The 19,184-nt window shown below is 64.1% G+C and carries 17 protein-coding genes and 2 tRNA genes; 5 read left to right on the top strand and 14 right to left on the bottom strand.

Annotation, left to right across the window (positions count from 1 at the left end):
• Positions 1-45 precede the first annotated feature (45 nt).
• Positions 46-130 (bottom strand) — tRNA-Leu (locus AC5RVG_RS00885).
• A gap of 84 nt (positions 131-214) precedes the next feature.
• A complete protein-coding gene (gene bcp / locus AC5RVG_RS00880; protein WP_494012375.1) occupies positions 215-688 on the bottom strand; it encodes a thioredoxin-dependent thiol peroxidase in 474 nt (157 codons plus the stop codon).
• Between the two features lie 89 nt (positions 689-777).
• Between bcp and AC5RVG_RS00875 the strand changes: the two genes are divergently transcribed.
• The gene (locus AC5RVG_RS00875) at positions 778-1,260 is read left to right on the top strand and encodes a MarR family winged helix-turn-helix transcriptional regulator (RefSeq protein ID WP_494012374.1); all 483 of its coding nucleotides are present in this window, start codon (positions 778-780) and stop codon (positions 1,258-1,260) included.
• A gap of 147 nt (positions 1,261-1,407) precedes the next feature.
• Here AC5RVG_RS00875 and AC5RVG_RS00870 read toward each other — a convergent pair whose 3' ends face one another.
• From AC5RVG_RS00870 to AC5RVG_RS00830, 9 genes are all read right to left on the bottom strand, one after another.
• Positions 1,408-1,812 carry a GlcG/HbpS family heme-binding protein gene (locus tag AC5RVG_RS00870; RefSeq protein WP_494012373.1) on the bottom strand — a complete coding sequence of 135 codons (405 nt, stop codon included), beginning with the start codon at positions 1,810-1,812 and terminating at the stop codon, positions 1,408-1,410.
• 37 nt (positions 1,813-1,849) lie between these two features.
• Positions 1,850-2,884 carry an aldo/keto reductase gene (locus tag AC5RVG_RS00865; RefSeq protein WP_494012372.1) on the bottom strand — a complete coding sequence of 345 codons (1,035 nt, stop codon included), beginning with the start codon at positions 2,882-2,884 and terminating at the stop codon, positions 1,850-1,852.
• A gap of 131 nt (positions 2,885-3,015) precedes the next feature.
• Positions 3,016-3,789 carry a cysteine hydrolase family protein gene (locus AC5RVG_RS00860; protein ID WP_494012371.1) on the bottom strand — a complete coding sequence of 258 codons (774 nt, stop codon included), beginning with the start codon at positions 3,787-3,789 and terminating at the stop codon, positions 3,016-3,018.
• Between the two features lie 10 nt (positions 3,790-3,799).
• Positions 3,800-4,594, bottom strand: a complete 795-nt coding sequence (locus AC5RVG_RS00855; protein ID WP_494012370.1) for a gluconate 2-dehydrogenase subunit 3 family protein — start codon at positions 4,592-4,594, stop codon at positions 3,800-3,802.
• Positions 4,595-4,640: 46 nt separating this feature from the next.
• Entirely contained in the window at positions 4,641-6,296 is a 1,656-nt protein-coding gene (locus AC5RVG_RS00850) for a GMC family oxidoreductase (RefSeq protein WP_494000049.1), read from the bottom strand.
• Positions 6,297-6,333: 37 nt separating this feature from the next.
• Complete coding sequence (locus AC5RVG_RS00845) at positions 6,334-7,518, bottom strand: sugar ABC transporter substrate-binding protein (RefSeq protein ID WP_494000048.1); 1,185 nt, start codon at positions 7,516-7,518, stop codon at positions 6,334-6,336.
• A gap of 63 nt (positions 7,519-7,581) precedes the next feature.
• Entirely contained in the window at positions 7,582-8,619 is a 1,038-nt protein-coding gene (locus AC5RVG_RS00840; protein WP_494012369.1) for an ABC transporter permease, read from the bottom strand.
• A gap of 2 nt (positions 8,620-8,621) precedes the next feature.
• Positions 8,622-9,716 (bottom strand): ABC transporter permease, encoded by a 1,095-nt coding sequence (locus AC5RVG_RS00835; RefSeq protein ID WP_494012368.1) that lies wholly within the window; start codon positions 9,714-9,716, stop codon positions 8,622-8,624.
• Positions 9,713-11,473, bottom strand: a complete 1,761-nt coding sequence (locus AC5RVG_RS00830; RefSeq protein WP_494012367.1) for a sugar ABC transporter ATP-binding protein — start codon at positions 11,471-11,473, stop codon at positions 9,713-9,715. The genes AC5RVG_RS00835 and AC5RVG_RS00830 overlap by 4 nt, the downstream gene beginning before the upstream one ends.
• 116 nt (positions 11,474-11,589) lie before the next feature.
• On the opposite strand from AC5RVG_RS00830, the gene xylA reads away from it, so the two are divergent.
• The 3 genes from xylA (at position 11,590) to AC5RVG_RS00815 (ending at position 15,346) form a co-directional block, all read left to right on the top strand.
• Positions 11,590-12,777 carry a xylose isomerase gene (gene xylA, locus AC5RVG_RS00825; protein WP_494012366.1) on the top strand — a complete coding sequence of 396 codons (1,188 nt, stop codon included), beginning with the start codon at positions 11,590-11,592 and terminating at the stop codon, positions 12,775-12,777.
• A gap of 89 nt (positions 12,778-12,866) precedes the next feature.
• On the top strand, positions 12,867-14,306 hold the full coding sequence (locus AC5RVG_RS00820) for an FGGY family carbohydrate kinase (protein WP_494012365.1): 1,440 nt from the start codon (positions 12,867-12,869) through the stop codon (positions 14,304-14,306).
• Positions 14,303-15,346, top strand: a complete 1,044-nt coding sequence (locus AC5RVG_RS00815; RefSeq protein ID WP_494012364.1) for an aldose epimerase family protein — start codon at positions 14,303-14,305, stop codon at positions 15,344-15,346. The genes AC5RVG_RS00820 and AC5RVG_RS00815 overlap by 4 nt, the downstream gene beginning before the upstream one ends.
• 47 nt (positions 15,347-15,393) lie before the next feature.
• Here AC5RVG_RS00815 and AC5RVG_RS00810 read toward each other — a convergent pair whose 3' ends face one another.
• Positions 15,394-16,614: an ROK family protein gene (locus tag AC5RVG_RS00810; RefSeq protein WP_494012363.1), complete on the bottom strand. Its 1,221-nt coding sequence runs from the start codon at positions 16,612-16,614 to the stop codon at positions 15,394-15,396.
• Positions 16,615-16,743: 129 nt separating this feature from the next.
• Between AC5RVG_RS00810 and AC5RVG_RS00805 the strand changes: the two genes are divergently transcribed.
• The gene (locus AC5RVG_RS00805; protein WP_494012362.1) at positions 16,744-17,811 is read left to right on the top strand and encodes a Gfo/Idh/MocA family protein; all 1,068 of its coding nucleotides are present in this window, start codon (positions 16,744-16,746) and stop codon (positions 17,809-17,811) included.
• Between the two features lie 106 nt (positions 17,812-17,917).
• Here the strand turns inward: AC5RVG_RS00805 and AC5RVG_RS00800 are convergent.
• A tRNA-Lys gene (locus AC5RVG_RS00800) sits at positions 17,918-17,990 on the bottom strand.
• 111 nt (positions 17,991-18,101) lie between these two features.
• Positions 18,102-19,181, bottom strand: a complete 1,080-nt coding sequence (locus tag AC5RVG_RS00795) for a PQQ-dependent sugar dehydrogenase (protein ID WP_494012361.1) — start codon at positions 19,179-19,181, stop codon at positions 18,102-18,104.
• Positions 19,182-19,184 lie beyond the last annotated feature (3 nt).

Genomic DNA, 19,184 nt, shown 5'->3' with positions numbered 1-19,184 from the left:
GGAACGCCAGGAGCCCCGCAACGTACGTGGCGGGGCTCCTGGTGATGGTGCGCAAGGCGGGACTTGAACCCGCACGTCCGAGGACACTGGAACCTAAATCCAGCGCGTCTACCAATTCCGCCACTCGCGCTTCGTTCCGGGCATGCCGGAACAGGAATCAGTCTACCGGCACGGCGGCACTCGTCTGGCGGGGACTGATGCCTCGTGCAGACACCTAATTGTCCAGGCCGAGGTCGCGGCGCAGCTTGGCCACGTGGCCGGTGGCCCGGACGTTGTACTGGGCCAGCGCCACCTTGCCCTCGGGATCCACCACGACCGTGGAACGGATCAGGCCCTCGTAGACCTTGCCGTAGTTCTTCTTTTCGCCCCAGGCCGCGTACGCCTCGGCTACGGCATGGTCTTCGTCTGAGAGCAACGGAAAGTTCAGTTCTTCCGTCTCCGCGAACTTCACCAGCTTCGGCAGCGGATCGGGGGAGACTCCCAGCACCGCGTATCCGGCGCCCTTCAACGAGTCGAGGCTGTCGCGGAAGTCGCAGGCCTGCTTGGTGCAGCCCGGTGTCGAAGCTGCGGGATAGAAGTAAACCACAACGTTTTGGCCACGATAATCGGCCAGCGAGACGGTGTTGCCCGCCGAGTCTTGCAGCGTGAAATCCGGCGCGGTGTCGCCGGTCGACAGTCGTTCGGCCATGGGGCAGCTCCTTAGGGATCCGGGGTTTCACACCAGCATAGCCAAGACAGTCCTCCGGCCGTTCCGACTACGTACGTATACTTGAGTGCATGCCGGATTTGAAGAATTGGCCGATGCCACGGTTGCTCTCCACCGCCGCCCGGCTCGTCGAGCACGAATGGAACGACAAACTGGCCGGCCTTGGCCTGACCCACGCCGGCGTCATTGCCCTTGAGGTGCTGGCCGCCGAAGGGGAAATGACGCAGGCGCAGCTGGCGACCCGCGTCCGGGTGCAGGCACAGACCATGGGCAAGACCCTGGGCAGGCTGGAGGTCCACGGGCACATCATCCGTGCCCGCAGCGATGTGGACCGCCGGCGGCAGATCGTGCAGATAACCGACGAGGGCAAGCGGGCCCTCAAGCATGCCGCCGAACTGGAGCGGCTGCTCAGCAGCGGCAGCGGCGACCAGATGGATGAGCTCAAGGAGCGGCTGACGGTGATCATCCGCAGGCTGGGCAACAGCCGCTTCGGTATCGGCGCGGTGGAAACCATCGACATCGCCGAGATCGACGGCTACGAGGACGGCGACTGACCCGCCGGCGTCCCGGTCGGCCGGAACCCGGCATCCTCAAGGCGTAGCCGGCGCTGCACGAGGCGCTCCCTTGCTGCCGACCGGACGGCGGCAGCGTAGGGCCATGGAAAACACTGCTCCCTTCGGCAAAGGAGAGTCGCAGCGGGTTTAGGGAACGGTGCGGGCTGAAGTGAGAGCGGTCTTGAGGATATGAATGTCTTGTTCAGTAGTTCCTCCCGAGATCCCGACACCGACTCTTTCGCCTCGTTGGAGCTGCACAGGTGCTCCACCGCCGAAGGCGATGAGTTTGCTGCCCGAGTTCACGGCCAGGCCGTAAAGGGGCTGCCCTGGTTGTACTTGCGACGTGAGTTCTTCTGTTTCCGCGTTGAACGAGGCGGCTGTGTAGGCCTTGCGGAAGGCCATGTCCAAAGAGTGGAGGGGTGCGCCGTCCATGCGATGGAGAAGCACCGGGTTGCCGTGGATGTCAACGACACTGACGACGATGCGGATTGCCAGTTGTTCGGCTGCTTCTTCGGCGATGGCGGCGATCTTGATGACTTCCTGCAGCATCATGGGGGGCCTTCCTGGATTTGCTGATCCTTAGTCGTCCTCATGGGGAGGTTCCGGGTGTCGGGGAGGCGGAGCTAATGAGTTGCCCGTGCTTCAGTTCCTGCCACACCTCGACGGGGATCCGCTGACTCAGCCATTGGTAGTTCTGCTCTTGTTGCATGATGGTGCGGGCGCCGAGGCAGACGTTGGTGACGGCAGGGTGGGCGGCGCCAAATTGCAATGCCACCGCGCCCAGAGGCACTCCGTGGCGGTCGGCTACCTCTTGGTAAGGACGGATCTCGCTGAGGGTTTCACGCGTTGCCGGAGCGTAGTCCATGCGGGCTCCGGGTTTAGGGCCGGTGGCTAAGATGCCCGATCCAAAGATTCTGCCGTTGATGACGGCGATCCCGCGTCGCAGGCAGAGTGGGAGAAGCTCGTCCTGCGCCTCGGTGTTCAGTAGGTTGTAAGTACCGGCGATCAGAATGCAGTCAATGTCGGCTGCTTCTGCCGCTGCCATGCAGACATCGACCTCGTTGACGCCTATGCCCACGGCCCGCACTACCTTTTGGTCCCGCAGGGATAACAAGGCTTTGAACGCGCCGTTTAGGGCTTCCTGAAATCGGCGGGGTTGGTCGGCGCCGTGAGTCCAACGGTCCGTGTCGTGAACCAGGAGCACGTCGAAGTAATCCGTCCCCATCCGCTGCATGCTGTCTTCGACCTGGCGCATCACACCGTCGTAGGAGTAGTCGTATTCGATGCGGAACGGCGGGGTGTTGCACCAGGGGGCGGTACTGAAGGTCCCCGGGCTTGCGGGTTTTAGGGTTCGCCCGACTTTTGTGGCCAAGACGAACGTTTCTCTGTCCTCATCGGCGAGGACATCGGCCAGCCGGTATTCGGCAAGGCCATGGCCGTACATGGGTGCAGTATCGAAGAACCGGACGCCCGCGTCCCAGGCATGACGTACCAGTGCCCGGGCATCCTCTGTAGGTAGGGGGGTGCGCATGTTTCCAAGAGCCACTGAACCGAATCCGGCAAGTGTGCAAGACCAGTCGAGCCGCCCGAACCTGCGCCGTTGCGTGGGAGCGTACGGTGCCATGGGTGTCTTCCTCAAGGTGGATCAACGTGCTGGGTGCCGGGGAGGTGGTGCCGCGTCGTTGGCCGTGGGGAACCTTCACCGGTTCCTTCGGCGGCCCATTCATAACGGTCCCACCTCCCCTGTACCGCGGTTTAGCGGGCTGAGGCGTCTGCACTTACTGAGGCTTCCTGTCCCGCCGCCCGGGATGAGCGTTCGACGAGGGCAGCGAATTCATCGCTCGACATCACGTCCGCGTACTGAGCCTGGATGTTGCGCAGGGATTCCCAGTACTGCCCGTATCCTTCGGGTGTTTCGTGGTCGAACTCGGGGTTGCGGCCGTGGGTGTTGAGGGGAATGGCCGTGCCGGAATCGGCCACGACGATCACTTTGTATCCCCTGTCGAAACCGTCGCGTGCCGTGGTTGGTACGCAGTTGGCGGTCGAGGAGCCCACGATCACGAGGTACTCGGCGCCGTCCTGCTGGAGGTACTCGTTGAAGGCCGTTCCGTAGAAGCTGCTGTTGCGGTGCTTCTGGAAGACCGGTTCGCCCTTTTGCGGTTCGAAACCTTCGCAGAGTGCGCCGTTCCACGTCCCGTGGTTGAAGGGCGAATCGGACTCTCTCCAGGACGGGTACTTCAGCCCCCAGATGCCGATGTCGTAGCCTTCGGGGTGCATGCCCCACATGGACCAGACGACCTTGATTCCCTTTTCGCGTGCGAGTTCGATCATTCTCTTGGCCGGCCCGAGGGATTCCTGCCCGGAGGGCGCTCCACCGACGCTCTGAATGTAGTCTGCCCCCTCCGGATCGAGGCAGAGATTCTGAATGTCGAGCGCATGGACCACGGTCTTGCTCAGATCTATGGTCTCGGGGATGAAGGTGTAGGAACGGTCGACGTATTTGTTGAGCTTGTCTTCGTAGGCGGTCATTGTCTTTCCTTTACTTACTGGATTCCTCGGTACGGTCCGATGATGCTGAAGCCGCCTCGGCGGCTTGGCTACCGGCAGGGTCTTCGCCACCGTCAGTCACGTCTTGTTCCGGGCCGTGCTTGAAGCCCGGGACCAGTTCCTCCCAGTCGTATTCCTGGATGAAGTACTCGGCCGTGCTGTAGGTGCCGTCCATGGTGTCGCGCAGGTTTTTTGGCCCGTCGAAACCGACCATTTTCCAACCCATCTGGTCCTTGTTTCCGCCGTAAACCGGGTCGGCATAGAAACCTTGGCGGACATGCAGGCACAGGGTGTCGAAGAAACTTTTGTCTTCATCGGTGTTTCCCTGAAGCCGCGAGTAGTACACCTCCATCGAGGTCAGCGAGACCGGCACCGGTTTGGGAGCGCCGCTGACCTGTTCCAGCACCTGGTCTTGGATTTCTTCGGTCGCGTCCTTGAAGGACTCCGCCCGCAACTCGCGCGACCGGCGGTCGAGTTCACGGACCCCTTCACGGTAGAGCCGCTGCAGGTCGGCGATGCGTGCCCGGGCGGATCGTGCTTCCGGACCGGCCAGGGCCAGGAAGCCGGTCCCGTCAGCCGCCGCATAGAGGTAGTCGATGCCTGAGAGGTAGCGGTCGATGAAGACGATCACCCTCGCCTCGCGTGCCCCTGGATCATGGTCGGTGGGCATGACGCGTGCGCCGGCGGCTTCTATGGTTTCCCACTCGTGGTCGGTGAAGAACAGTTTTTCGTCCGAGTCGGGGTCGATGTGGATCGGGACGATTTCCCAGTCGGCTTTCGAAACCATCGTGTCTTCCTTTCTGCGATTCTCTAACGCGCGGCAGTTACAGCCGCTAGCTGCGGCCCTTGAGGTAGGTGCCGGCGATGTAGTCTGCGCAGCGCCAGGAGTGGGCCATGATCGTGAGCGTGGGGTTGACGCCCATGGCGGTGGGGAAGCCCGCGCCGTCAAGCACGAAAACGTTGTCCACCGAGTGAGCCTGGCCCCATCCGTTCAGCACCGACTTGCCGGGGTCGGTTCCCATTCGGACCGTGCCCTGCTGGTGGCAGGCGTTGCCGGTGAATTCATCTCCCAGGTAAACGGGGGTGGTTTTCGTTGCCCCGGCCGCCTGGAGGATTTCCACGTTTTTGTCGATCTGCCATTTGCTCATGGCGATGTCGTTGGCGTGGGGCTTGTTCGTGATCCGCGCTACGGGCAGGCCCCAGGCATCCTTGATGTTGGGGTCGAGGTCGACCCGGTTGGTCTCCTGGGGCATGTCCTGGAGGATGAACCCAATCTTCATGGAGTAGTCGAAGTAATTTCGGTCGGCGTCCTTCATGGCCTGGCCCCAGGTCGGGCGGCCGGGCATGATCGCGTTGATGGCCTGTCCGATCTGCGTGGTGGCGATGATGCCGCCGCCGATGTGGCCCCTGCTTTCGTCCGTCTCGTAAAAATGCGTGGAGCCGCCGCTTTGGTAGTTTCCCGTCCAGCCGCGCAGCGGTTCCTCGATGTCCTTGTCGAATAGTCCGACCGCGAAAATGTATTCGTGGAAGGTGGCGTTCTTGCCGACAAGGCCGGAATCGTTCGCGAGACCTTCGGGGAACCGGTTCGACGTGGACAGCAGCATGAGCCGCGCCGACTCGATGGCGCCGAGCGCCAAGACAACTACGGCGGCGTCCTGTTCCACCTCACGGCCCTCGGGGTCGATGTAGACGACGCCGGTGGCCCGGCCGTCCTTGCCCAGTTTGACTTCCCTGACGTAACTGTCGGCCCGTACTTCCAGATTGCCGGTGGCGAGGGCTTCGGGGATGTACGTCGTCGCCACGCTGGACCGGGTTTGGGTGGGGTCACCGTACTGGTTCCAGAAACTGGTCCGGTTCACCGCCGCCCTGCCCAGGGCGTTGCCTTCGGTCAGGTGGGACATCGGCAGCGGGAAGGAATTGATGCCCAGCTTGTTGGAGCCCTCATAGAATTTCTTGCCGAACCGGGTCGGAGGCAACGGCCCGCTGGGGTACGGCTTGCTGCGGAAGCCTTCCCCCCGGTCGGCACCGGTAAGGCCCGAGATGCCGTAGCTCCATTCAACCTTGGTGAGGTATGGTTCCAGGTCCTCGTAGCGGTAGGGCCAGTCGGCCAGGCTCGCGCCTTCCAGATCCCCGTGGAGGGAGTGGAAAATGAAGTCCGATTCCCTCGGCCGGGGCATCCAGCCGGCCATGTGGCTCGTTCCGCCGCCGACGTTCGAGGGCACGGGCGAGAAATTGAAGATCCGGGCTTCCGAGTTTTCGTCCCGGCGCACCGTCCTGGGCATCAGCTTCACGTCCGGCCACAGGTAGCTGCGGTTCTGGAACTTCAGTTCGTCGCCGGAGTAGTGTTCCTCCGGGCGCAGCCACGGGCCCTTGTCGAATCCAACAACTTTGTAGCCGGCTTCGCTGAGAACCTTGACGGCGGGCCCGCCCCCCGCTCCCAGTCCGACGACGACGACGTCCACCGGGTCCATTTTTCGATTGCTGCTCACAGTAGAACCTCTCAGTTCGGTCGTTGTTGGGGAAGGCCTAGTAACTTCCCTCGCCCTGCTGGCTTTCCTGCAGGACGGCTTGGTGCCACTCGACGTTCGTCTTGTCGACGACATCGGTCGGGATGCGGACGAACTGGTTGACTTCCATGCCCAGAAGCTCATGCGCGAAAAGGGTTTCGATCATGCTGTGGCCCATTTCGACGCTGTTCACATCGACGGTGGCGGTGAGTTTGCCGGCTTTGATGGAGTCCATCCCCGAAATCAGGCCGTCAGCACCGATGGTGATGATGCCTTCCTGCCCGTCCCAATGCTTGAGACCGCGTGCGTCGATGGCCTGGGACGCGCCGAGCGCCATGTCTTCGTTTTCACCGTAGATCGCGTTGACATCGGGGTTTTTGGTCAGCAGGTCCTGTGCGGCCCGGAGACCTTTGTCCCGTACGTAGCCGCCGTCGGCCTGTCCGACGATCTCGATGCCGGGGTACTCCGAGATGGCTTTCTTGAAGCCCTGCTGGCGCAGCTTGGTCCAGTCCGATCCGGAGGGCCCCATGATCTGGATGACCTTGCCTTTGCCCTTGAGTTGGTCGCCGATGTATTGCCCGGCGATGTAGCCGGACTGCCAGCGGTCGTCATAACCGATGTTCGAGACGGTGTTAAGACCTCCGGTGGGGTCCTCGGCTTGGGAAGGATTGGCCAGTTCTTCAGTGGAGTTGAACTGGTAGAAGTCGACGCCCTCTTCCTGTCCGCGGCCGTACAGTTCCTGCATGGTCGCGGCGTTGGCGGCAGAGCAGACGAAGACCGCATCGAAGTCCCGGGCGATATACCCCTGGACAATGCCAAGGGTTTCCGTGCCTGAATGGGCGTCGTTGAGGGCGCCCTGCCGCTCCCAGGTCCATTTCACACCGAACCGGTCCTCGTATTCCTTCATCTTGTTGAAGGCCGCTTTTTCGACCTGGGTGTAGAACTCGGAGAGGATCGGGGGAGCAAAGCCGACTTTGATTTCACGGCCGTCCACTATTTCGCGGATGGCGGCATCGGCGGCCGAGTCCGGGTTGACCGCGGCACCGGCGCCTCCGCCCCCGCCTCCACCGGTGCCGGTCGGCGTCTCGACCGTGGTGCAGCCGGTCAGGATGAGGGCTGCCGCGACTGCTCCGGAGGCGAGGGCGCTGCGGGTCCGGGCGTACCGACGGCGGCCTGCGGGCCCGGTGGTGTCAGTTGTGGACATTGTCTTGCCTTTCATTTTTGATGGTCCCCGCAGCAACGGGGAGACCGGGGAAGCTGGTTTCGGCTACACGGGGGCGACGTCGAGCACAACGGCCCGCCGTTGCCGGACCCGGGCGTTGATGATGGCGCTGATCCGGTTCGCGAGGACGGCGATGATCAGAATCGAGCCAATGACGATCTTTTGATAGCTGGACGGAACGCCCGCGAGGTTGATGATGTTGATGGTTGCGGCCAGCGTGATGGCGCCGAGCACGGCTCCCAGGATGCGGCCCCTGCCGCCACTGAGCGCCGCACCGCCGATGACGGCGGCAGCGATGGCCTGGATCTCGTAACCGACACCGAGGTCGGCCGGGACGTTGGTATTACGGCCCGCCAGGATGACGCCGGCGATCGCGGCGCATAGCCCGCTGATGACGTAGGCGATGATACGGACCCGGTCCACCCGCACGCCGGACTGTACGGCGCCGGTCCGGCTGCTGCCGACCGCGAAGAGGTGTGTCCCCAGGCGGGAGGATCCCAAAATCCCGCCAAGGAGCAGCGCCACGATGAGGGATATCACCATGGGCAGGGTGAGGGCTCCGGCCAGCGGGCTCAGGCCGCCGATGACATAGAACTCGGGGACCATGTAGCCGATGATGGGAACGCCCTGGGTCCAGATGTAGAGGATGCCGCCGGCGAAGCCGAGCATTGCGAGCGTGGCAATGAAGTCGGGCAGCCCGACCCGGGTGACAAGCAGGCCGTTGCCGATCCCGATCAAGGCCCCGGCAAGCAGCGCTGCGAGGATCGCGGCGAACAGCGGCATTCCGGCTTTCATCGTCTCGGCTGCCACGCCCGCGCAGAGTGCCATGGCTGCGCCGATCGAGAGGTCGATGCCTCCCGCGATCAGGACGACGGTCATGCCCATGGCCAGGATCATGACCGTGATGCTGCTGTTGAGGATGTTGAACAGGTTTGACGGAGCCAGGAACACCGGCAACGTGAACGCCGCGATCAAACAGGCCAGTACCAGCATGGCCAGGACGCCGAGGGTGGGGTCCAGCAGGATCCGGTCGACGATGCGGCCGACCAGGCCGGTGTTGCGTTTGGGGGTTGAAGTGCTCATGGTCAGTCCTGCTGTTCGGTCACGAACGGACGGGAACCCGCGGCCGGCTTCTGTGCCTGCTGCTGGGCCGGGGCCGGGGGAGTGTCGTGCGGAGTGTCGTGCCTGGGGGGCGCGTCAAGACGGGAGCGTTTGCCCATATTGAGTGCGTATTGCTGGACGCGGCGGTCGAAGACCACCCCGGCGACGATGCAAAGGCCGGTAACGATGCTGAAGTAGACGGGGTCGACGCCGTTGAGGCGCAGGCCCTGCTGCAGGGTTGCCAGCAAAAGGCCGCCGACGACAGCGGCCCAGACCGAACCGCGGCCGCCGGCAAGGCTTACGCCTCCCAAAACGGCGCCGGCGATGGCAATGAATTCGTAGCCGCCGCCCAGGAAGGCCTGTACGGCGCCGAGGCGGGAGGCAATGAGGACGCCGGCTGCTCCGGCGAGCATGCCGGAGACGATGAAGGTGCCCATCCTGACGCGGAGGACGTTGACGCCGGCGACGTTCGCCGCGTCGGCGCCGATGCCGATGGCATATATGCGCCGGCCGAACACCGTCTTGGCCAGGAAAAGCTGCATGATGACCAGCAGGATTGCGGCGATCCAAAAGGCGCTGGGGATGCCCAGGAAACTGCCGTAGACGATATCCGAAAAGCCCGGCGTCGTCACGCCTTGGAGAGGTACCTGTTCTGTCAGGACGATGAGCAGCCCGCTGGCGATGTTCAGCGTGGCCAGCGTGACGATGAAGTCGTTGATACCGAACTTTGTAATGAGCCATCCGTTGAACAGGCCGAATGCCGTGCCGGTGGCGACGCCCACGAGGACGCCCACCAGTGTCGGCGCCCCGCTGAGCAAAGCCCACATGGTCGTTCCGGCACTCAGCCCGGCTACCGTGCCGACGGACAGGTCGATGCCGCCGGCCACGATGACGATTGCCACCCCGACGGTAATCAGCAAGACGGGGATGGCGTTGTTGATGTAATCGGTGAGGCTCTCCGGTTGCAGGAAGACTGGCGACATCAGTTGGAACACGATGACCAGGACGATCAGGGCGACCGCGATCGGAACGCCGCTGGTCGAAAGTGTGCGGGATACGGCCCGTTGGAATTTCATCATTCGCTCCTGCCGGCGGATAGCGCCAGAATTCTGTTCTTCACGCCCTCAAAGTTTCCGGCGGCCAGTTCCTGTTGCAGCGAGGTCACCGAACCCACCAGTCGGCCTTTTTTCAGGATCAGGACACGGTGGCTGAGTTCCAGCAGTTCGGCGATTTCCGAGGCAATCACGATGGCGGCCCCGCCGGCGGCGACGAAATCGCGGATGAGGTTGTGAACCTCCACCTTGGCCGAGACATCGATACCCTGGGTCGGTTCGTCGAAGATCAGCAGCGAGGGCTTGGTATTCAGGCAGCGGGCCACGATGGCCTTCTGCTGATTTCCGCCGCTCAGGTTTCGAATCTTTTCCCTGACGCTTGGGGCACGGATCGCCAAGCGCTGCCGGTAGCTCTCGGCCTGGTCCATTTCATCGCGGTTTTTGACCAAAAAACCAAGCTGCGTGACGCCGCCCAAGCTGGAGATGGAGATGTTTTCGGCAACGGAAAACTCCGGCAGAATGCCCAGCTGCTTGCGGTCTTCCGGCAGCATGGCCAACCCGTGACGGTATGCCGAGCTCGAATCGCGGAGGCGCAGGGGTTGCCCGTTGAGGTGCATTGTTCCGCTGCTCATCTTGTCCAAGCCCATGATGACCCTGGCCAACTCGGTCCGCCCGGCACCGGCCAGGCCCGCTATGCCCAGGATCTCGCCCTTACGAACGGACAGCGAAATGTCCTTCAAGACGTGGCTGCGGTGCACATTCTCCAGTCGCAGCACTTCCTCGCCGGTGTCGGCCGCGGCGTGCGGCGGCGTGCCGCTGGCCGCACCGAATTCGCCGGCTGCGATTCCAAACATCATGCCAAGCAGTTCATCGACGTCCGTCTCTGCGATGGCGGCAGTCCCGGCGTTGGCCCCGTCGCGGAAGACGGTGGCGGTGTCCGCCAGACCGAACAGTTCCTCCAGGTGGTGGGTTACCCACAGCAGTGGCACGCCCCGCGCCCTGAGCTTGCGCATGTGTTCGAATAGGTGCCGCTTTTCTTCTTCTTCGAGCCCGGACGTCGGCTCGTCCAAAATCAGGACGCGGGGGTCGAAGGCCAGTGCCTTGACGATCTCCACCACACGCTTTTTCAAAGCACCGAACTCCCCAACGGGAAGCTTCAAGTCCTCAGGGGTGAGCCCGAAGTCGGCGGCGAGTTGCAAAACGCGCTCTTCCATCCCCTTGCGGTCAAGCCGGACCTTCAGGCCGAGGAATCGGGCATTGACCTCGCGGCCCAGGAAGATGTTGTCGAGTGCCGTGAGCGCCGGAACGAGCGACAGCTCCTGATGGATGGTCGTGATGCCTGCGTTGAGGGCGTCGCTGGGATGGCGGAACTGCACTTCTTCCCCGGCCAGGGTAACTGTGCCCGCGTCCGGCGAGACCACGCCGGACAGCACATTGATCAGCGTGGATTTGCCGGCCCCGTTGCCTCCCAGCAGGGCATGGATCTCGTCGGGGCGGATGTCCAGGCTCACCCCGCGGAGGGCGGTCACGCCTTGGTACTGCTTCACCACGCCCTCAACTTTGAGCAGCGGCGAATGACCGGCAGGTTCGGTGGGATGCGCCATGGGATCGCTCCTGTTCTGGGAGGTTAGGCGGCAGGTGACGCTCGCTGTGTGAGCAACATCATGTGAAAACTCAATATAGTAATCAGTCACAACAAATGCAATAGCCTTTTTCGCTTGAGGGGCGGGCACGGCTTCAGCCAGCAGGCCAGCACAGGCACCGCCGTCGGCGTCCGGCCGCAAGGGGTCGGCTTCTTGTCAGGGTGCGAGCGGCCTTGGACAGGCGCTGACCGTTGACTTGGGCGGCCGCGGCTAATATGTTGTTGCTCACTACTATTGCTTCCTGATGGGAGAGGGCAATGAGGCAACCGAGCCGCGAAGACAAGTTTTCCTTCGGTTTGTGGACGGTGGGGTACACGGGGGCCGACCCCTTTGGCGGCCCTACCCGCTCGCACGTGGATGTCGTCGAAGTGGTGGAACGGCTGACGGGTCTCGGCGCCTACGGACTGACGTTCCACGATGATGACCTCTTCGCCTTCGGCAGCAGCGAGGGGGAGCGGCAGAAGCAGATCGACCGCCTGAAAGGTGCACTCGAGGACACGGGCCTTCAGGTTCCGATGGTCACGACGAACCTTTTCAGCCCCCCGGTCTTCAAGGACGGTGGGTTTACCTCCAACGACAGGGCCGTCCGGCGGTTCGCCCTTCGAAAGGTCCTGCGGAACATCGAGTTGGCCGCAGAGCTTGGGGCCCGGACTTTCGTCATGTGGGGAGGCCGCGAGGGCGCAGAGTACGACGCCGCCAAGAACGTCCGGGCAGCCCTTGAACGGTACCGCGAGGCACTGGACGTTTTGGCGGCCTACGTGACCGATCAGGGGTACGACCTGCAGTTCGCGATTGAGCCCAAGCCGAACGAGCCCCGCGGCGACATCTTGCTGCCGACGGTGGGCCACGCGCTGGCGTTCATCGAAACCTTGGAGCGGCCCGAACTTTTCGGCGTCAACCCCGAGGTCGGACATGAACAGATGGCGGGCCTGAATTTCACCGCCGGCGTTGCCCAGGCGCTTTACCACGGCAAGCTGTTCCATGTTGACCTCAACGGCCAGCGGGGGGTTAAGTACGACCAGGATCTGGTCTTCGGCCATGGCGACCTGCAAAACGCTTTCTCTCTCGTGGACCTGTTGGAAAACGGCGGCCCGAACGGCGGCCGGGCTTACGACGGTCCGCGCCACTTCGACTACAAGCCGTCGCGGACCGAGGACGCCGGGGGAGTGTGGGATTCGGCTGCGGCGAACATGCGGATGTACCTGTTGCTGAAAGAGCGGGCCGCCGCCTTCCGCTCGGACCCGGAGGTCCAGGAAGCGATGCGCGCCTCCCGCGTCACCGAACTGGAGCAGCCGACCCTTGCCGATGGAGAGTCCTACGCCGAGCTGCTCCAAGACCGTTCCTCGTACGAGGATTTTGCCCCGGAGGGGTACTTTGACGGCTCCGGGTTCGGGTTCGTCAGGCTTCAGCAGTTGGCTATGGAACATCTGCTGAACGCGCGCTGAGCTGCGGAACCGGTGAGGCTCGGAACCGTTGCGGTTCTGAGCTGCGGAACCGGCGAGGTCCAGGCTCGGCCGACGTATCTGGAGGCATCATGACACTAGTCGCGGGTGTTGATTCTTCGACGCAAAGCTGCAAAGTGGTCTTCCGGGATGCCCGCTCCGGTCGGGTGGTTTCTGCGGGACGGGCCACCCATCCGGCGGGCACCGAAGTTGACCCGGAGGCCTGGTGGAGAGCGCTGCAGGCGGCGCTCGCAGAGGCGGGAGGTCTCGGCTCGGTCAGCTGCCTTTCCGTAGCGGCACAGCAGCACGGCATGGTGGCCCTCGATCAGGAGGGCCGGGTGATCCGGCCGGCCTTGCTCTGGAACGACACCCGCAGCGCGGGCGCTGCGGCTGCACTTGTGCGCGAAGTGGGCGCCGATGAATACGTGCAACGGACGGGATTGATTCCGGTGGCGTCTTTCACCGCTAGCAAACTCCGCTGGTTGCGTGACGCCGAGCCCGCCAATGCAGCAAAGGTAGCCGCGGTCGCTCTTCCCCACGACTGGCTCACCTGGCGGCTGCGCGGGTATGGGCCGGCCGCTTCCAGCCCGCTGGGGCCGGTCCTTGAAGAACTCACGACAGACCGGTCGGATGCCAGCGGTACCGGCTATTGGGATCCGGAGGCGAACCGGTACGACATGGATCTGTTCGCCTTGGCCCTCGGACATGCTGCCATCGTGCCCCGTGTCCTTCGCCCCCATGAGCCGGCGGGAAAGACGCCCGGGGGAGTCCTTCTGGGCGCGGGAGCCGGAGACAATGCCGCTGCGGCCCTGGGCCTCAACGCTTCCGGCCGGGAGGCCCTCGTTTCGATCGGCACCAGCGGAACCGTGTTCGCCTCATCCGCCGAACTGCGCCGGGACAGGACAGGTTCCGTCGCCGGGTTCGCGGACGCTGCCGGCGCCTTCCTCCCGATTGCCACCACGCTCAATGCAGCCCGCATCCTGACGTCGGTCGCCGAGGTGCTCGGCGTCGACAACGACGAGCTCTCACGTCTCGCCCTGGAAGCTCCCGCCGCGGCCGGGGGAGCCGTCCTGGTCCCTTGGTTCGAAGGGGAACGCACCCCAAACCTGCCCAACGCGACGGGCAGTCTTCACGGGCTGTCGCTGACCGCAATGACAAGGCCCAACCTTGCGCGCGCTGCCATTGAAGGAATGCTGTGCAGTCTCGCCGGCGGGCTTGACGCGCTGCGGAAGGCCGGTGCCCTTCCCGAGCGGGTCCTTCTGATCGGCGGGGGCGCGCAGAACCGGGCCGTGCGGTCGATTGCCGCGCAGGTCTTCGATATGCCGGTCTCGGTTCCGGTACCCGGCGAGTACGTGGCCGAGGGGGCCGCGGTGCAGGCCGCCTGGGTCATGAGCGGAGTACGCCCTGACTGGCCGCCGCACTTCGATGCGGAGCTGCGACCCGATCCGCGGCCTCTTATCCGGGATCAGTATCGCAGCCATGCCGAAGCGCAGGAGGCGTGGTTCCGCCGTCACAACGAAGGCGCGGCGTGAAGAAGCAGGCAGGCGCCGGCAGCCAGGAGACGGGACCGGTCCTCGCCAATGCGTGCAGGACGCGCCTGACACTCGACTGCTACGGTGCCAGGATCGTTGAACTGCTCCTGCCGGACAGGGGCGGCAAGCTCGAAAACGTGGTGCTTGGGTTCGACTCTGTGGATGACTATCGCCGCCACGCGGACTGCTACATAGGGGCCACGATCGGCCGGACAGCGGGCCGCATCCCGGGCGGCCGGTTTTCCTCGGCAGGGGTCACCTTTCCCGTTGCCGCGAACGAGGGACGGAACCACCTTCATGGAGGACCCAGCCGAAGTTTCGACCGCGTCCTGTGGTCCCGTTCGGATGCGTCCCCGGAACGGGCGCAGGACGACTTTGTCAGTCTGGACTACCGCAGCCCCGAAGGCGAAGAAGGCTATCCCGGAAACCTCTCCGCGCGGGTCCGCTACTCACTCTCCGAAGCCAACGAGCTGTCGATTCTCTTCACGGCCAGGGCCGACGCGGACACGCCGGTCAATATGACCAATCACGCTTACTGGAATATGGACGGGGACGGGGCGAGGCCTGTCACCGATCAGCAGCTGATGGTTGACGCGGATTACATCCTGGCGACGGACTGGGAACGCATTCCGACAGGCAGCCACCTGCCTGTCGCCGGGTCGCCCTTCGACTTCCGCAAGCTAAGGCGGATCGGAGCCTTCCTGCCGAAGTCGGGCACCGAGCCGTGGCCGGGCATCGACAACACGTTCCTGTTCAATCCGGGCAGGGACAACACCAAGCCCGCGGCAGTACTTTATTCTCCGGAAACCGGACGTCTCATGGAGCTCTACACCACGGAGTTCTGTCTTCAGGTGTATACAGCGAACCGGCTGCCTCCGCTGGTCGGCCGCGGGGGAACCTTGTACGGGCCCGGCAGCGGCATATGCCTCGAACCCCAAAAGATCACCGATACCAGCCGTTTCCCCGACTTTCCGTCCGTGGTCCTTCCGGCCGGAACGGAGTACCGGCATCTCAGCCGATACCGTTTCTCGACAGCGTGAGCCGATCAAGCAGAAGCGGCCCCTCGTCGGGATACGCGACGCCCCTGTCAGGCGACGAAGGAGTAGGCAGCGGGGTCGGCCAGGAGGTCTGCAAATACCAGTTCAGCCGCGCCGACCATGAGAAGATTGGCGCCCAGCTGCGGTCGGGAAATGTGAACACTCTGGCGTGAAACCGGCAGCGATTCCCGGGAGACGAGGTGCTCCAGCCGCTCCGGATCGGCTGCATGCAAGGAACCCAGGAAGCCGCCCAGAATGATCAACTCCGGATTCAGGATGTTGATTGCATTGCCCAGGGCAATGGCGAGGTATTCCTGCTGCCGGTCCACAACAGCCCGAACCTCGGCAGAAGTGGATGAAAGCAGCGCCTCCTCCAGTTCGTCCACGTCCGCGGATGCCAATCCGAGGGCGGCAAGCAGGGCATCGCGGGTAACTTCGGATTCCAAGGTGCCTCGGGCGTGCGCGGTGTCAAGCCCTCCGCCGCTTCTGATCCGGGTGTGGCCCAGCTCCCCGGCATGACCGGCGACGCCTGTCACGGCGTGGCCTCCGCTGATGATGCCGCCGCCGATGCCGCTGGCCCCGCCGTTGAGGTAAATCATGTCGCTGACCCGTCGGGCGGACCCAAACGTCCTTTCGGCGAGAGCACCAAGGCTCGCATCGTTGGCGGCTTTCACGGGATACCCGGTGGCAGCGGCCAGCATTTCGGCAATCGGTTCATCGGTCCACTCCAGGTGCGGGGCCAGCCGCACGAGCCCGTCCTGTGTCCTCACCAAACCCGGGACCGCGACGCCGATCCCTGCGATCCGGGTCCCGTCCGTCTTCATTCCTTCGATGATCGCCGCACTGATGTTGACCGCTTCCCGGACGCTGGGGGCCCTGTCCGTTTCATAGCGGACCCGTTTCTGGACAACGCCGCCCAGGCAGACGGCACCGACGGTCACCGCGTCGATCTCGGGATTGACCGCGATCGCCACTGTCGCCGGGTTGGGGCGCACCACGGCACTCGGCCTCCCGACACCGTTACTTGAGTCGGGGCTCGTTTCCAAGACCAGTCCGAGCTCGGCAAGCTCGCCGACCAAGGCACCGATTGTCGACCTGTTCAGCCCTGTTTTCCGGGTCAGCTCGGAGCGGGGGACGGGGCCGGCGTGATGCACGAACTGAAGAATGGTGGAGAGGTTATGCCGTCGAATGCTGTCGAGGTTGTTCCCCGCCCGCGGGGCCGGCAGCGGCCGCCCGTGGCTGGTGCCAACCGGCGCGTCTGATGAATTCAACCAAGCCTCCCTGGATTGTGGACAAGAAACAACTGCGTAACTTATCGTTCAACCGCAGGCTACTCCATCCCCGTTGCTCTCAATTGTTAATTCCTTGAACAAATTATGGCACAAGAGTAATCTTCCGGTATGTTGAACGCCCAAGGCCCTCCGCGGCCTGTCCGCACCGGGTTGGTGGGCTACGGGCTGGCCGGCAAAGTCTTTCATGGGCCCTTCCTCGGCGCCCTTCCGGAGTTCTCCCTGGACGTCATCGCGACGGCCCACCGGGAACGGAGGCTGCAGGCCGCCAAGGACCATCCCGCTGCAGAGATTGTTGCAGACGCCAACGAAATGCTGGCGGGGGGTCTGGATCTGGAATTGGTGGTGCTAGCCGGCCCTCCCCACACCCATGTGGATCAAGCGCTGGCAGCACTGGACGCGGGCTTGGCGGTGATCGTGGACAAGCCCTTCGTGCCAACGGTCGGCGATGGCGAGCAACTGATAGAACGGGCAGAACGCGTCGGGAAACCCCTGATCGTGTTCCAGAACCGGAGGTGGGACGGGGACTTCCGAACGGTGAGGAAGATGCTGGCCGAGGGGCACCTGGGACGGGTCTATCAGTTTGAATCGAACTTTGAGCACTGGGCGCCCAAAGTCGTTGACCGCTGGCAGGATACGACGCCTCCGCACCTGGCCGGCGGGATCACGTTTGATCTGGGCAGCCACCTCATAGACCAGGCCCTGGTGCTGTTCGGTCCGGTTGAAGAGGTCCGTGCCGACGTGCGCACCGTTCGTGATGGCGGCGGCAACGACGACGTCAGCCTCATTGAGCTATTCCACTCGAACGGCGTGCATTCGCGGCTCTGGATGAGCCGGGTGGCGGCGCAAGCCGGACCCCGCTTCCGCGTTCTGGGGACCGAAAGCGCCTATGTCAGCTATGGTCTGGACGGCCAGGAACCGGCCTTGGCGGCGGGGGCAGTCCCAACTGATCCAGGGTTCGGCGCCGAGCCCGAAAGCACGTGGGGCACGCTCGGCATCCGGGCGCCGGGCCATCCCGCCCCCATTGCGGTGCCGACCGAACGAGGCGACTACCTTGGGTTTTACCGGGCTGCGGCTCTGGCGGTCCGGGGAAGCGGGCCCATCCCGGTTGATCCCCGGGAGGCTTTGGAGGTCGTCCGGGTGATCGAACGAATCCATCAGTTGGCGAAGCCCGGCTAGGGATTCTGCAGGCGCCTGTGTCTTCTCCGGAGACCTTGTCCCGTCGCCGGAACAACAAAAAACCCCGCCTGTCCGGGCTTGCGCCGGTCAGACGGGGTTTTGCTTGTGCACCCCCCGGGACTCGAACCCGGAACCCATTGATTAAGAGTCAATTGCTCTGCCAGTTGAGCTAGAGGTGCAGCTGTCGGTGAGGGGCCGGCGCCGGTTTCCCGGGCGCTTTCTCCCTCGCAACGACATGTAACTCTAGCAGGACTTTTCCGCGAATGTGAAATTGAGGCGGCCTTTGTCGCCTACTTCACAGAAACCGCCAGCATCCGGTCCTCGTCGGTGCCGTTGGTGAGTACCCAGAGCCGGCCGTCCGGGGCAGCGGCCACGTCGCGCAGCCGGCCGTATTCTCCTTCGTAAAAGGCCTTGGGCTCTCCGGCCTCGGTGCCGTCGAGCTCCACCCGCCAGAGCCGCTGGCCGCGCAACGCGGCGATCCACGCCGTCCCGTCCACCAGGGCCATGCCGCTGGGGGAGGCCTCGGCCGTGGACGGCCAGACCACCTTGGCGTCGATGAACCGCTCGTCGCCGGGGGCTCCGGTAACGTCCGGCCAGCCGTAGTTGCCGCCGGGCTCGATCAGGTTCAGTTCGTCGTCCCGGTCGGGGCCGAACTCCGTAATCCAGAGCCTGCCGTCGGCGTCCCACGCCAGCCCCTGCACATTGCGGTGGCCGAAGCTGTAGACCGGGCTGTCGCCGAAGGGGTTGCCGGGGGCAGGGTCGCCGTCGGGCGTGACCCGTAGGATCTTGCCGCCCAGGGAGGAGAGATCCTGGGAGCGGGAGGAATCGGCGGCGTCGCCGGTGGCGATGTACAAGTAGCCGTCCGGGCCGAACTTGAGCCGCCCGCCGTTGTGGATCCCGGCTTTGGGAATGCCCGTGACGATTTCCTGCCCGTCGCTGAGCCGGCCGTCGTCCCAGCGGTAGCTGAGAACCCTGTTGTCCTCCGGCGAGGTGAGGTAGACGTAGAGCCGGGCGTCGGCGTCGAAATCGGGGCTGGGCTCCAGCCCCAGCAGGCCGGCCTCGCCGGTGGTTTCCAGCGCGGAGTCCACGGGCACGGCGGCAACCGTTTCGCCGTCGACCACGTGTTTGATCAGGCCGGTGTCGTTCTCGGAAATGAGGGCACTGCCGTCGGGCAGTACGGCTATGGACCACGGTTCGGCCAGGCCCGAGGCTGCCGCTTCCACGTCCGGGCTGGTAGCGGCGCCGCCGCTACTGTCCGGCCGGCCGCTGCCGCCGACGCTGCAACCGGCCAGGACGGCCGCCAGCGCCACGGCCAGGGCCAAGGGGGCAAACCGAAGCGGCAGGATGCGCCGATCCGCTTGGTCGTCCATCCG

This window comes from Arthrobacter senegalensis (assembly GCF_059091765.1).
The sequence above is the reverse complement of the archived record's forward strand: the minus strand, read 5'-3'. Positions and strand labels throughout refer to the sequence as shown.